General features: G+C 70.3%; 13 protein-coding genes and 2 pseudogenes. 4 read left to right on the top strand and 11 right to left on the bottom strand.

Going from position 1 to position 12,360, the window contains the following annotated elements:
- Positions 1-234: pseudogene (locus ABT245_RS19500) on the top strand (DUF4232 domain-containing protein); the annotation flags it as partial.
- Positions 235-394: 160 nt separating this feature from the next.
- Here the strand turns inward: ABT245_RS19500 and ABT245_RS19505 are convergent.
- Positions 395-1,990: a PucR family transcriptional regulator gene (locus ABT245_RS19505; RefSeq protein WP_351735153.1), complete on the bottom strand. Its 1,596-nt coding sequence runs from the start codon at positions 1,988-1,990 to the stop codon at positions 395-397.
- 113 nt (positions 1,991-2,103) lie between these two features.
- Between ABT245_RS19505 and ABT245_RS19510 the strand changes: the two genes are divergently transcribed.
- Together ABT245_RS19510 and ABT245_RS19515 are read left to right on the top strand one after the other, a co-directional pair.
- Complete coding sequence (locus tag ABT245_RS19510; RefSeq protein ID WP_351735155.1) at positions 2,104-3,564, top strand: sodium:solute symporter family protein; 1,461 nt, start codon at positions 2,104-2,106, stop codon at positions 3,562-3,564.
- Positions 3,565-3,659: 95 nt separating this feature from the next.
- A complete protein-coding gene (locus ABT245_RS19515; RefSeq protein WP_351735157.1) occupies positions 3,660-4,424 on the top strand; it encodes a class II aldolase/adducin family protein in 765 nt (254 codons plus the stop codon).
- A 343-nt stretch (positions 4,425-4,767) separates the two neighbouring features.
- Here the strand turns inward: ABT245_RS19515 and ABT245_RS19520 are convergent, their stop codons facing one another.
- The 8 genes and pseudogenes from ABT245_RS19520 to ABT245_RS19555 all read right to left on the bottom strand — a co-directional run bounded on the left by ABT245_RS19520 (position 4,768) and on the right by ABT245_RS19555 (position 10,497).
- On the bottom strand, positions 4,768-5,097 hold the full coding sequence (locus ABT245_RS19520; RefSeq protein ID WP_351735349.1) for a Ku protein: 330 nt from the start codon (positions 5,095-5,097) through the stop codon (positions 4,768-4,770).
- A pseudogene (locus ABT245_RS19525) lies at positions 5,034-5,291 on the bottom strand (Ku protein); the annotation flags it as partial. The gene ABT245_RS19520 and the pseudogene ABT245_RS19525, both read right to left, overlap by 64 nt.
- Positions 5,292-5,333: 42 nt before the next feature.
- Positions 5,334-5,756 carry an arsenate reductase ArsC gene (locus tag ABT245_RS19530; RefSeq protein ID WP_351735159.1) on the bottom strand — a complete coding sequence of 141 codons (423 nt, stop codon included), beginning with the start codon at positions 5,754-5,756 and terminating at the stop codon, positions 5,334-5,336.
- Positions 5,757-5,786: 30 nt separating this feature from the next.
- Positions 5,787-6,518: an aquaporin gene (locus ABT245_RS19535; protein WP_351735161.1), complete on the bottom strand. Its 732-nt coding sequence runs from the start codon at positions 6,516-6,518 to the stop codon at positions 5,787-5,789.
- Complete coding sequence (locus ABT245_RS19540; RefSeq protein ID WP_351735163.1) at positions 6,515-6,889, bottom strand: ArsR/SmtB family transcription factor; 375 nt, start codon at positions 6,887-6,889, stop codon at positions 6,515-6,517. Before ABT245_RS19540 ends, ABT245_RS19535 begins: the two co-directional genes overlap by 4 nt.
- A 42-nt stretch (positions 6,890-6,931) precedes the next feature.
- Positions 6,932-7,210 (bottom strand): hypothetical protein, encoded by a 279-nt coding sequence (locus ABT245_RS19545; RefSeq protein WP_351735165.1) that lies wholly within the window; start codon positions 7,208-7,210, stop codon positions 6,932-6,934.
- Between the two features lie 560 nt (positions 7,211-7,770).
- Positions 7,771-8,499 carry a DUF1963 domain-containing protein gene (locus ABT245_RS19550; RefSeq protein WP_351735167.1) on the bottom strand — a complete coding sequence of 243 codons (729 nt, stop codon included), beginning with the start codon at positions 8,497-8,499 and terminating at the stop codon, positions 7,771-7,773.
- A gap of 702 nt (positions 8,500-9,201) precedes the next feature.
- A complete protein-coding gene (locus tag ABT245_RS19555) occupies positions 9,202-10,497 on the bottom strand; it encodes an ATP-binding SpoIIE family protein phosphatase (protein ID WP_351735169.1) in 1,296 nt (431 codons plus the stop codon).
- Positions 10,498-10,630: 133 nt separating this feature from the next.
- Here ABT245_RS19555 and ABT245_RS19560 point away from each other — a divergent pair, with 133 nt between their 5' ends.
- On the top strand, positions 10,631-11,119 hold the full coding sequence (locus tag ABT245_RS19560) for a hypothetical protein (RefSeq protein WP_351735171.1): 489 nt from the start codon (positions 10,631-10,633) through the stop codon (positions 11,117-11,119).
- A 45-nt stretch (positions 11,120-11,164) separates the two neighbouring features.
- On the opposite strand, the gene ABT245_RS19565 is transcribed toward ABT245_RS19560, so the two are convergent.
- The gene (locus ABT245_RS19565; RefSeq protein WP_351735173.1) at positions 11,165-11,476 is read right to left on the bottom strand and encodes a site-specific integrase; all 312 of its coding nucleotides are present in this window, start codon (positions 11,474-11,476) and stop codon (positions 11,165-11,167) included.
- A gap of 105 nt (positions 11,477-11,581) precedes the next feature.
- Positions 11,582-12,232 carry a site-specific integrase gene (locus tag ABT245_RS19570; protein WP_351735175.1) on the bottom strand — a complete coding sequence of 217 codons (651 nt, stop codon included), beginning with the start codon at positions 12,230-12,232 and terminating at the stop codon, positions 11,582-11,584.
- Positions 12,233-12,360: the final 128 nt, after the last annotated feature.

Raw genomic sequence — 12,360 nt, forward strand, 5'->3', positions numbered from 1 at the left:
GGCGGCGACCAGCACATCACGCTCCCGCCCGGAGGCAAGGTATACAGCGCGGTGAACCTCTTCGACTACGGCTCGAAGAACCACACGGCGCGCTCATTCGCCCTCGCGCTGCGCGGCGCCGACGGTCACCACGGCCCCTTCTACTCCGTCGCCATCAAGGGCGACAAGCCGCAGTTCAGCTGGAACGAGGCCGACGTGCTGAACTGGAGCACCAAGAAGCCGTACGACTTCTGACGGACCGTCGGCCGGCGACGCGTCACCGCCTTCCAGCGCGCCTGCGGTCAGCAACTCGCAAGGCTCCCGGCGACCCGCGCAGTGTGCGGTTCCGTCAGTACCGCTTGTCTGACCAGGGGCGGGTCGCTCCGGCCGGTGTCACGACCGTTGTGTCACGGGTTCAGGAACGTGTGTGCCGGGCGTCGGCCGGCTCACCGGGGAGCCACTGCAGGGCGAACCAGAGCTCCATGCGGACGCCGGGGTCCTGGAGGTCCACGTCGAGGAGGTCGGCGACCCGGGTCAGGCGGTGGCGCACGGTGTTGCGGTGGACCTGCAGAGCCGCCGCGGTACGGTCCCAGCTGCCGTGAAGGGTCAGCCAGGTGCGCAGGGTGTCGAGGAGGACCGCGGGCCCCGGCGCCCCGACCCGGTCCAGGAGGGCGAAGCGCGTGCGGGCGAGTTCCCGGGCGTCGGCGGGGGAGACGAGCGCGTGGAGAGTGAGAGCGTCGGTGGTGTGGACGACGGCGGGGGCCTCGGCGGCGATCGCCCGCTGCAGGGCGCGATCGGCCTGGCTGTCGGCGTGCGGCAGCTCCTGCGCGGACGCGGGCGCGCTGTAACCGAGGACCCACCCGAGGTCGGCGGCCTGGGCGGGGACGCTCGGCCGGGCGTCGGGCTCGCTGGGGATCAGCGCCTTCAGGCGAGGACCGTCCATATGGACGTAGGGGGTGCCCAGCAGGGTGCTCAGGGCGGCGAGTCGGGCCGGGTCACCGTCGGTCGGCGGCGCTGAGGCGGACCGTGTGGGCAGATGCCGTCCGTGCACCACCGTCCAGTGGCCGCCCTGCGCCCCGCCGGTGGGCACGAGGGCGGACGCCACCTCGGCGGGTGTGGCTCCGAGCATGAGCCGTACCAGCGCGCCGACGCTATGGGTGTCGGTGCTCAGGGCGTGCCGAGGGCTGGTGAGCAGAGCCAGCAGGGCCATGGCCGTGCTCGTCACCCGGCGGTGGACGACGGTCGGGGGCGCGGTGGCGGCCTGGCCGAGCGCCAGCGTCGCGGTGGTGCGGTCAGCGCCGGGCAGGGTGTGGACGGCCAGGTGGATTCCCCGCTCGGGTTTGTGGTCCGCTGCCGCCGTGGGGGCGCCTTCCCGCCGCAGTGAGCGGACCGCGAGGTCGCGCAGGAGCTGTGGAGCGTCGGGGGGTGCGGGGCGGGGGCCCGCTGAGAAGAGTTCGGTGCCCTGGGCGTCGTAGAGGACCGACCAGGCCCCGGTGTGGGTGGCGAGCTGGACGAGGACGGCACGGAGGGCATCCGGGCGGGCGGCGGCCGAGGCCAGCGCCGATTGTGCCCGGGAGGTCTCCCGCAGCTCCCGGTTGCGGGCCTCGGCGATCGCCGCGTACACGGCCTGCCCGACGGCGACGAAGGGAGTGGCCGGCGGCAGACGCAACAGCGGCAGACCGTGCCGGTCACATGCCCGGACGAGTTCGGACGGCACCTCCGGGTGCACGGGAACGACGCCGAAACCGAGCGCCGCAACCCCGGCTGCGACGACCCGCCGTACATATGTGTCGACGCCGTCCGCGTCGTCGGGGAGCCGCACCCCCGCGGTGAGCAGGAGTTCGCCGCCGACGAGGTAGGGGGTGGGGTCCTCGATCTCTGTGGTGCCGACCGTGCTGACCGGGCGGTCCCCGGCAGCCGGACCTGCGACCTGGGCGAGGCCCAGCCCTGGATCGGCGAGCAGCACGCCGAGACGCACGGACTGCTGCTCGGCGTTGGCGGATTCATCCAATGAGTATCTCCAGATTGGACAGAACTGGCACTTCAGCCCCAGTAGACCTCGTGGCTACGGTTCTGTCACCCCCCATTCCCCGCTCCGCCCACTTCCTTCCCCGGAGAAAACCCGTGACCGTCGACTACCTCGTCATGGCTGCATACCTGTTGGGCATCATCGGTGTCGGCTGGTGGGGCAAACGGCGTGCCGCCTCCAAGAGCGACTTCCTGGTCGCCGGCCGTCGCCTCGGCCCGCTGATGTACACCGGCACGATGGCCGCCGTCGTCCTCGGCGGCGCCTCCACCATCGGGGGCGTGCGCCTCGGCTACTCCTACGGCGTCTCGGGCGCCGCCATGGTCTTCGCCATCGGGCTTGGGCTGCTGGCGCTGAGTGTCTTCTTCTCCGCCCGGATCGCCCGGCTGCGCGTCTACACGGTCGCCGAGATGCTGTCGCTGCGCTATGGCGACGCGGCGAGCGTGATCTCCGGTGTCGTCATGTGGATCTACACCCTCATGCTGGCGGTGACCTCGACGATTGCGTACGCCAGTGTCTTCGACGTCCTGTTCGACGTGCCCCGCTGGGTCGCGGTGGTCGTCGGCGGCACGATCGTCGTCGGCTACTCGGCGCTCGGCGGCATGTGGTCCATCACTCTCACCGACATGGTGCAGTTCGTCGTCAAGAGCCTGGGCGTGTTCCTCCTGCTGCTGCCGATCGCGGTGGTCAAGGCGGGCGGGTTCGGCGCGATGGCCGACCGGCTCCCGCACGGCTACTTCTCTCCCACCTCCATCGGCGGACAGACCATCGTCACCTTCGTGCTGATCTACACCTTCGGCATGCTTATCGGGCAGGACATCTGGCAGCGGGTCTTCACCGCCCGCAGCGACAAGGTCGCCGCCTGGGGCGGCACCGTCGCCGGGCTCTACTGCCTGGTCTACGCCCTGGCCGGCGCGTTCATCGGTATGGCCACCAAGACGCTCTACCCGAACCTGGCCACAGCCGACCAGGCGTTCGCCACGATCGTCAAGCAGGTCCTGCCCACCGGTGTCCGCGGCCTCGTCCTGGCCGCCGCCCTGTCCGCGATGATGTCCACTGCGAGCGGCGCCCTGATCGCCTCCGCGACCGTGGCGAACAACGACATCTGGGCCCGGCTGCGCCGCCGTGTTCCACTCGGTGCCCAGGAGCACGACGAGGTCGCCTCCAACCGGCTCGCCATCGTCGTCCTCGGTATCGTCGCCATGGTGATCGCCTGCGTCCTCGGGGACGTCATCGAGGCACTCACCGTCGCCTACAACCTGCTCGTCGGCGGCCTTCTGGTCCCGATCCTCGGCGGCCTGCTCTGGCGGCGCGGAAATCTGCAGGGTGCGCTGACCGCCATGATCGCGGGCGGTACGACGGTGATCGTCCTGATGGTGACCGACGGCCTGCTTGCCAACGAGCCGATCTACTACGGCCTGCTTGTGAGCCTTGTGGCGTACGTGGCGGCCAGCCTCTTGAGCCGGCCGACCGACGCAGCGGTCCTGGAGGCATGGCGCCGCCGCCTGGCGGGCGAGCAGGCACCCGCTGCCGCGGCCCCCGAACTCAGCGCGGTCTGAGCCGCACACAGCGCCCGCCCGCACGCGCACGTATCCACACCCGCCCGCACGCGCATGTATCCCCCCGTATCCGTACCTCGTTGAAAGGCCCCTTGATGTCCGCGCCCGCCATCCACCCAGAAGAACTGCGACTGCGCCGCGAACTCGCCGCCGTCTACCGCCTCGTGGCGCACTTCCGGATGACCGACCTGATCTTCACGCATATCTCGGTACGGCTCCCCGGGCCGGAGCACCACTTCCTGATCAACCCCTACGGCCTGCTCTTCGAGGAGATCACCGCCTCCAACCTGGTCAAGATCGACCTCAGCGGCAACCCGGTGGAGGAGACACCTCACCCCGTCAACCCCGCCGGCTTCGTCATCCACAGCGCGATCCACGCCGCCCGCCCCGACGCACAGTGCGTTCTGCACACCCACACCAAGGCCGGCTGCGCGGTTGCCGCACAGGAGGAGGGCCTGCTCCCCCTCAACCAGATCTCCATGGAGTTCTACGGCAGGCTCGGCTACCACGCCTACGAGGGCGTCGCTCTCAACCTCGCCGAACAGCGGCGGCTCGTCGCCGACCTTGGCGGCCACCCGGCGATGATCCTGCGCAACCACGGCCTGCTGACCGTCGGCGAGACCCCCGCCCAGGCGTTCCTGCGCATGTACTACCTGGACAAGGCCTGCGAGATACAGACCACGGCCACGGCCGGCGGCACCAAGATCGTCCTGCCCGACCCCGAGATCTGCGAACTCACCGCACGCCAGCTGGCCGGCGAGGACGACAGCTCCGACCTCCAGGACGACAAGGCGTACGACCTCGCCTGGTCGGCCCTGCTCCGGCTCGTCGAGCGCATCGCCCCCGACTACAAGGACTGACCGGCAGGGCAGCCGATCACTTGTTCTGCTCACCGCCGCGTGGTGGAGGGCACTGAGGTCCCGGACCCATGGCGCCCGTTGCACGGACGTCCCGCCCGGCCCGGGCGACGGGGTCATGGGACAGCCCCCAGGGCCCAGTCCACGGACTCTTTGAGAGCGGCCATCAGGTCCACCATCTGCCCCGGCCGGGCCGGAACGGGTGAATCGGGGAGACGGTGGCCTTCCTGCTCGGCCTCGACCACTACGCGCAGGGCGTCGGTGTAGTGGTCGGTGAATTCGGGGCTTGGTGAGGTCGTCGCGGGTCATGGCCTCGATCAGGGCCGCGGCCTGGGCGACCTCGTCATCATCCAGTCCGACCGGGGCGTGGCCGGGCCGGGGCCGGGGCCGCGGGGGCGGGATCGCGGATCTCGTCCGGCCGGAGCAAGGCATCCAGGGCGATCACTTCGCCACGGACTCTGAGCGGGCCGAGCCGTTCGCGGCCGTGCCACGCGGACGTGGCGAGCGCGACCTTCGAGGCGCGCCGAAGTGCCCCGAGCAGCAGTACGTACGGCTTCGCGGCCGCAGGGCCCTGCGGCTGAAGGCAGTAGCCAGGGCCGATAGGAGCGGGTCGACGGCCGCGGCCGGCATGAATGCGACCAGTTCGATGGCGCGTGCCGTGGTCAGCGGCAGGGATCGCAGCTCCTTCTCCGTGACGGGGATGATCCGGCCGTCCGGCAACTCGTAGCCGCGCCCTGCCTCCCCGTAGGTGACCTCGCGGTGTTCCGCTTCGCACCGGTACCGGTTGCGTATCCGGTCGCATGGGCGGTGTGGATGCGTCGGAGGTGCACAGCTGTGGTCGTCGGTGGCGCTGAGGACGGTGATCGGGACGCTGACCTTCTCTGAACTGGCGCGTCGTGGAGCCTCGCGGGGTCACGTGGCGGTGGGGATGCCTAGCTCGGCGAGGAGACCGCGTACACGCTGTTCGATCTCGTTGCGGATCGGCCGCACGGCGTCGACGCCCTGGCCGGCCGGGTCTTCGAGCCGCCAGTCGAGGTATCGCTTGCCGGGGAAGACGGGGCAGGTGTCCCCGCAACCCATGGTGACGACCACGTCGGAGGCTTGGACCGCCTCGGTGGTGAGAACCTTGGGAGTCTCGGCCGAGATGTCGATCCCGGTCTCCTTCATGGCTTCCACGACGGCCGGGTTCACGGCGGCGGCGGGAGCCGATCCGGCCGAGCGGACTTCGACCGTGTCGCCGGCCAGGTGGGTGAGGAAGGCGGCGGCCATCTGGGAGCGGCCGGCGTTGTGGACGCAGACGAACAGCACGGATGGACGCGGGATGGCAGTGCTCATGGTGGGTGTCCTTGCGGATGGGATCGGTGATCAGGAGGAGGCGAGTTCGGGTTCGCTGTGGGGTACGACGGCCTCCGCGGTGCGGGCCGGGCGTCCGTACATGAGCGTCACCGTCCCCAGTCCGACTGCGGCGCCGAGCAGTTGGGCCGCGATGAACGGGGCGAGGGATGCGGGGGCGATGCCGGCGAAGGTGTCGGTGAAGGCGCGGCCGACGGTCACCGCGGGGTTCGCGAAGGAGGTGGAGGAGGTGAACCAGTAGGCGGCCCCGATGTAGCAGGCGACGGCGGCCGGGGCCAGAGTGGTGCGTCCGATCCGCTCCAGGCCGAAGATGAGCAGGACAAGCCCGGCGGTGGCGGCGACCTCGCCCAGCCATAGGTGCCCGGCGGACCGGTCGTGGGTGGAGAACTTCACCAGGGGCTCGGCGAACATGGCGTTGGCCAGGACTGCGCCGCCGATCGCCCCGCCCGCTTGCGCGACCACATACGCGAGGACCTCCCGCGGGCTCGGGCCGGTACCCTCGCGGCGGCCGGTGAACCAGGCCGCGAGGGTGACGGCGGGGTTGAAGTGCGCGCCGGAGACCGGCCCGAGCAGCAGGATGAGCACGCCCAGGCCGAAGACGGTGGCGAGGGAGTTGGCGAGCAACTGCACGCCGACGTCTCGGGACAGCTCGGCGGCCTGGATTCCGGAGCCGACCACCACCGCCACGAGCAGCCCGGTCCCGATCGCCTCGGCGGCGATCCGGCGGCCGAGGGAAGCGTTCACGCGGTGGCCCCGGCGCGCTGCGTGGTGGTCAGAAACGCGGCGAGCCGGTCCAGGACGCCAGGCAGCACCCAGTAGTAGACCCAGGTGCCGCGGCGCTCACAGTCGATGAGGCCGGCCTGCCGGAGGAGCTTGAGGTGGTGGGAGATCGTCGGCTGGGACAGGTCGAAGGCCGGGGTCAGCTCGCACACGCAGACCTCGCCGCCCTCTCCGCGTGACGCAATCAGCGACAGCAGGCGGAGCCGGACCGGATCCCCGAGGGCCTTGAAGACCTTTGCCAGGTCCGCCGCCTGTCCCTCGTCCAGCGGCGAGGAGGTCAGCCCCGGGCAGCAGGCCGTGTCCTGTCCGATCACCTCAAGCTCTTGCTTTGACATACCTCTATATTGACGTTCTTCGATTCAAGGCGCAAGGTTGCATCAATGAACGTCAATACAGGAAGCCCTGGTCCCCTGCTGCGGCCCGTCACCTGGGAGTGAGACATAGGCCAGCGGCCGCCACGGGCGGCGCAGCGTCCACCACAGCGCCTCGTCGACGTCCTGCGGAACTCCCGCCCGCCGGCTCTCCTCCTGATACAGCCGCAGCCACACAAACGCGTCCGTCGAACACGGCAGTTGCTGATACGCCCGGTTCCCCTTGCGCACCACACCGAGCAACTGCTCACCGGGCAGCACGTCCCGCCGACAGTTGGTCAGCAACTCCTCCGCCGCGCCCCGTTGGACACCCAGAACGCGACCAGCGCACGGCCCCGGTGGTACCTCAGTGCGGCGAACAACGCGTTGAACATCTCGTCCGGGATCCGCCGCGGCGCCCTGGCCGACACGCTCGGCCGGTAGCGACCCTGCCGCTCCGACCGAAAGAGCTGCCCGGGCCGGTGACCGGCATGGTCCCGACCCGAACGTCGCGCCCGATCCAGTGGGAACGGGTTGACGACCGACCAGTGATCGCCATCCACCCCATGAAGTCCCGAGCATCCACCCGCTCCGCGCGATCCCACACGATCTCCCACGCCGGTTGGCCACTTTGAGTTTCACAGTCGGCCGCACCGTAGCGGAGCGTTCGTGGTGCTGATGTCGGTTGTGGTGAAGTCGGGCGCGATGCCCGGGTCGGCTGCTGTGCTGGCCTCATAGAGGGTGCGCTGTAGCCTTGCGGGCCGGGTGTGGTCGCACACGTGTGGGCTGAATGAGTTGATCGCGCCGGGCGCATGGGCGGAGCCGAGCTGTGCGGCCGGCGCGAGGGTGTGTGCCCCGGCTGAGGCTCACACCATGTCGAAGCAGGCCCGGGCCCGGTTGAAGCGGCCGCCGGCCAGGTCGTCCCGGCGAATCACCCAGTAGACGATGCCCAGTTCGCCTTCGGTCAAGTCCTCGCCCCCGATCTCCGCGAGCAGCACCCAGTCGCCCGGGCCGTGGTCGTGCTCCGTGATGGGATCTGCGTTCCAGACCCAGGGGTAGCCGCCTATCTGCACCGGTCCGTCGCTCTGCATCTCGCCGCAGGTCTTCCACCACACCGAGCCCAGTTCGCTGCCGTGCGGGAATTCCTCGGTGTCCGAGCCGCGGTTGGGCAGCGAGGGCTCGATCGTCAGATGTAGGTCTCGGGCCGGGTGGACCTGCGGCGGCCACTCGCCGCCCGGACCGCGTTCGGTGACGGGCGTGCCAGCCGGGACGTGGACGAGCCGGGACCAGTCGTCGCCGCTCCACGGGTCCTCCGTGTCCGCGAAGAAGAGCAGCGTGCCGTCCTTCGGCAGCGGGAGGCCCGTCGCGCCCGGCGGGATGGCCGCGAGGTCGACCGCGGCGAGGAACGGCAGGTCCGGAACGGGCTCGTCCTCGGGCATCGGCGGCAGTCCGCCGAGCCGTCCGGCCACCGGGCCGTCGGGCGGCGCCTGGCCGGCGGGGCTCAGCGTCGCGCAGGGACGGACGGTGTCGAGCCACCCCTCTACCTGGTCCTGCGGTAAGCCACGGCTGCGGGCTTCGTCGCGGAAAGGCTCCATCGATCTCATTGTTGCCGGTCCCCGGTCGCCCACGGGGCCTCCTCTGCTCGTTGGGTCGGTACGCAAGAGTTGTATCAGCAGGTACCGACAACCGCGCCGCGCTGAGGTGCGGCGGGCCGCGGTGCCCGGAACGACATGGACAGACCTGATGTGTCAGAGCGATGGTGGGGGAGCCGACCGCGGTCCGGTGTGATCTGGAGGATACGCGGCCCAGATGTTCGAGCCGTTCGGCACGTGGTTGGCGCCCTCGCCCCGTCGCCGACCCGCAGACGGCTGGGCCGCAAGTCGAGGATGCGCTGACCACGCCCTGAAGGGCGGGACTTGACGCGCAAGAGCATCGATCGACGAGTACGCCGAGAACCAGAGGTGTCCGGCCTGAGCGCAACCCCGTCGGGAGAGCATCCCGAAGCGGTGCGGCGGCGTTCCAGCCGCCCCGCCCAGGATGCGAGTCCCCCCGACGTGTGCGTCCGGGGGACTCACATGAGCTGGCTGAACTGCCGTCAGGAGAGGGGCTGTTCGGTCCAGATGGTTTTAGGCGCACCGACGGAACTCTCTGACCAGGGACGATGCACCCTTGCGCGGAGATCGTCTCCCACGCTGCCGGAGATCTTTTCCCGCCGGACGAGGCGCCCCTCGCTCGCGACCTGGTCAGAGCGTCCGTCAACTCGTCCCCGTACGACGAGTGTTTCGTCGGTGCCCCTTTTACCGTGGGGGTGGTAGCGGGTTCCCCAGTGGGAGGTGAGTTGGGCGATCAGGAACAGGCCCCGGCCCCCCCTCGTCGGTGGTGCGGGCGCGGCGAAGGTGCGGTGCACTGAGACTGCCGTCGGACACCTCGCAGATCAGGGTGTCGGTGTGGATGAGCCGCAGCGCGATGGGGGCGCGCGCGTATCGGATGGCGTTGGTGACCAGCTCGCTGACGACGAGTTCGGTGGTGAAGGCCAGAGATTCCAGGTGCCAGTCCGCCAGCTGGTCCGCGGCGAGGGCACGGGCGTGGGCGACGAGCGAAGGGTCGGTGGGCAGATCCCACGAGGCGACCTGCTGCGCTCCCAGGGCGCGCGTACGAGCCAGGAGCAGTGTGGCGTCCTCGGAGTGACGCTCGGGCAGCAAGGAGCGCACCGTGGCGTCACACAGCTCCTCCAACGGTCGGCCGGGGTCGGCCAGCGCGCGGGTCAGCACGTCGAGACCGATGTCGGCATGGCGACCTGAGGACTTGATGAGGCCATTGGTGTAGAGGGCCAGCAAAGTGCCCTTGGCGAGTCGGAGTTCGGCGACTTCGAAGGGCAGCCCGCCCGTGCCGAGGGGCGGGCCTGCGGGAATGTCGAGGTATTCCGCCGTGCCGTCGGGGCTCACCAGCGCGGGTGGGGGATGACCGGCGCGGGCGAAGACGCAGATACGCGAGATGGGATCGTAGACGGTGTACAGGCAGGTGGCGCCCTGGCAGTCGGGGTCCTCCTCGACAAGGCGGATGACCAGGTCGTCGAGTTGAGTGAGGACTTCGGCAGGGGTGAGGTCGAGGTCGGCCAGCGTATGAACGGCGGTGCGCAGCCGTCCCATGACGGCCGCGGCATGCAAGCCGTGGCCCGTGACGTCGCCGACGACCAGAGCGATGCGCGCGCCGGACAGGGGCAGGACATCGAACCAGTCCCCGCCTGCTCCGGCATGGGCCACGGCGGGCAGATAGCGGTACGCGGTCTCGGCTGCCGGGTGCCGCGGCAGATCATGAGGCAGCAGACTGTGCTGCAGGGCCAGGACCGTGGTGTGCTCACGCGTGTAGCGCCGGGCATTGTCGATACACACCGCTGCAAGGGAGGCGAACTCCCCTGCCAGGGCCAGGTCCTCCTCGTCGAAGGGCTCGAGTTGCCGATAGCGGCTGAAGCTGGCCATGCCCATCGTGATCCCGCGTGCCCGCAGCGGAACCGCCATGATCGAGTGGATCCCGAACGCCCGGATCTTCTCGGCACGTCGCGTATCCCGGATGAGCGGCTCTTCGGCTTCCACGGCCGGTACGAGGACGGGCTGCCTGAGAACGCACCTGGGGTGTGCCCGGAAGATACGTCACTGTCTCGCCGACCGCGTACGCAGCCTCGGGTGTCTCGCCGGGAGTCGACAGGATCGAGCAGACGCCGGACCTGTGGGCCAGAACCTTTTCATAGGTCGGCCCCGGGGCTGGCTCCTCGCCGCGGATCGTCGCATCCAGCAGGTCGACGACGACGATGTCCGCCAGTGCGGGAACGGCCGCCTCAGCCAGCTCCTGCGCGGTCCGCCCGACGTCCAGCGTGGTACCGATGCGTGCGCTCGCCTCGTTCAGCAGTGCCAGCCGCCGCTGTGCCCGGTCACCCTCGGTGACGTCGAAGAATGTCTGGCACACGCCCAGCACCCGGCCGGCACGGTCGGTCAGCCGGAACGACGCGGCCGACCACACATGCTCGCGGCGGGGGTCGAGCGGCGGGCGGCCACGCACCTGGACGTGAAGATCTGGTTCGCCGCTTTCCCGCACCCTGCGCAGGACCTGCTCGATCTCTGCGGCGTGCCACGTCCGCATTCGCCGAGACATTCGCACCGGCCGGCGGCGCGGACCGTGCGGATACGCAGGCTGATCGCCTTCCAGTCGGCGGGGTAGCGGTCACGGTTTTCGGGGCGGATCGGCATGGAGTCCTCGGGGGGTTCACCTGCGGCGGCGGACGGCGGGGTCGCGCTCGGCGACGTGTCGGGCGACGGCGTCGACGCCGGGCCGGGCGTACCGCTCCAGGGAGCGGACAGAGGCGTGTCGTGAACGGGCCAGCAGCATCGGGGCGGAGGTGCCACCCTCAGCGTCGTGCGTGAACGCGGGGTGCCGCAGCCGGTGCAGTGTCCAGCCGTCCAGGTCCTCGATGTCCTCGGGTGAGGCGAGCGGGTTGGCCAGCAGCCGGGTGTTCTCCTCGAAGATCTCCTCAGCCCGGCGGTAGGAGAGCCGGGCCCGGCCGGTCTCGGGGCACACGTCCAGCGTCGGCGTTCCGGCCGGGGCCTTGCGGTCGGTGAGGAACAGCGGGCCGCGGGTGCGGCGGGCGATCAGCCGGGGCAGAAGCTGGGCAGTGCCAGACTGTCAGTGAATCCACTCCGTCGCCCCGCCCTTGGCGGTGATCTTCCCGCGCTTGTCCTGCGGGTACAGGTCTTCGACGTTCAGGCACAGCACCTCATCGGCGCGGGCCGCCGACTCGTAGAGCATCTTCCAGAACGTCTTCTCCCGCAGGGCGACGTCCAGGCGCCACAGGGCGGTGATCTGGTTCTCGGCCAGGGCCTTGGTGCGGTCGGGCGGTGCCGGGTGCTGCTCGATGCCGATCGTCGGGTCGCCTTCGATCCAGCCCTGGCGCTGCCACCAGCCGATCGCCTTGCGTGCGATGGACAGTTCCCGGTTGACGGTGTCGGCGTCCATCTCGTCCGCCCGCGCTGCCGCCAGTTCGGCCAGCGCCTCCGGCAGCGCGGGGTCGTCGATCGCGGTGACGGGGAAGACGGGCGGCTTCGCGCCCCGGCGTGTGGGTCCGGTCGGCGCGGGTTCGCCGGCGAGTATCCACCCCCACGTCGTGAGCGAGATCCGGTAGATCCGCGCGGAGGACTTCGCGATGCCCGCGCCGGTGAGGTACCGCTCGACCGCCGCGGTGTACGAGGAAGGCGGGGCGGACAGGGGTACGACCCGGGCGCGCGGCAGCCGGAGCGCGCCCCCGTTTCCGAGTTCGGTCACTGGCCCGATCGCCATGCCGGCTCCGCCCATCCCTGGCTCTGCCGCAGTAAATGCGTACACCTCGCCCCAACGGCCGGGTCACCCCACCGCAGGTCGCGGTGATCACGGTAGGGGCTCCGTCGCAGTAAATCCGGCATTTACAG

The sequence above is a fragment of the Streptomyces sp. NPDC001508 genome (genome assembly GCF_040298665.1).
Lineage (GTDB): Bacteria > Actinomycetota > Actinomycetes > Streptomycetales > Streptomycetaceae > Streptomyces.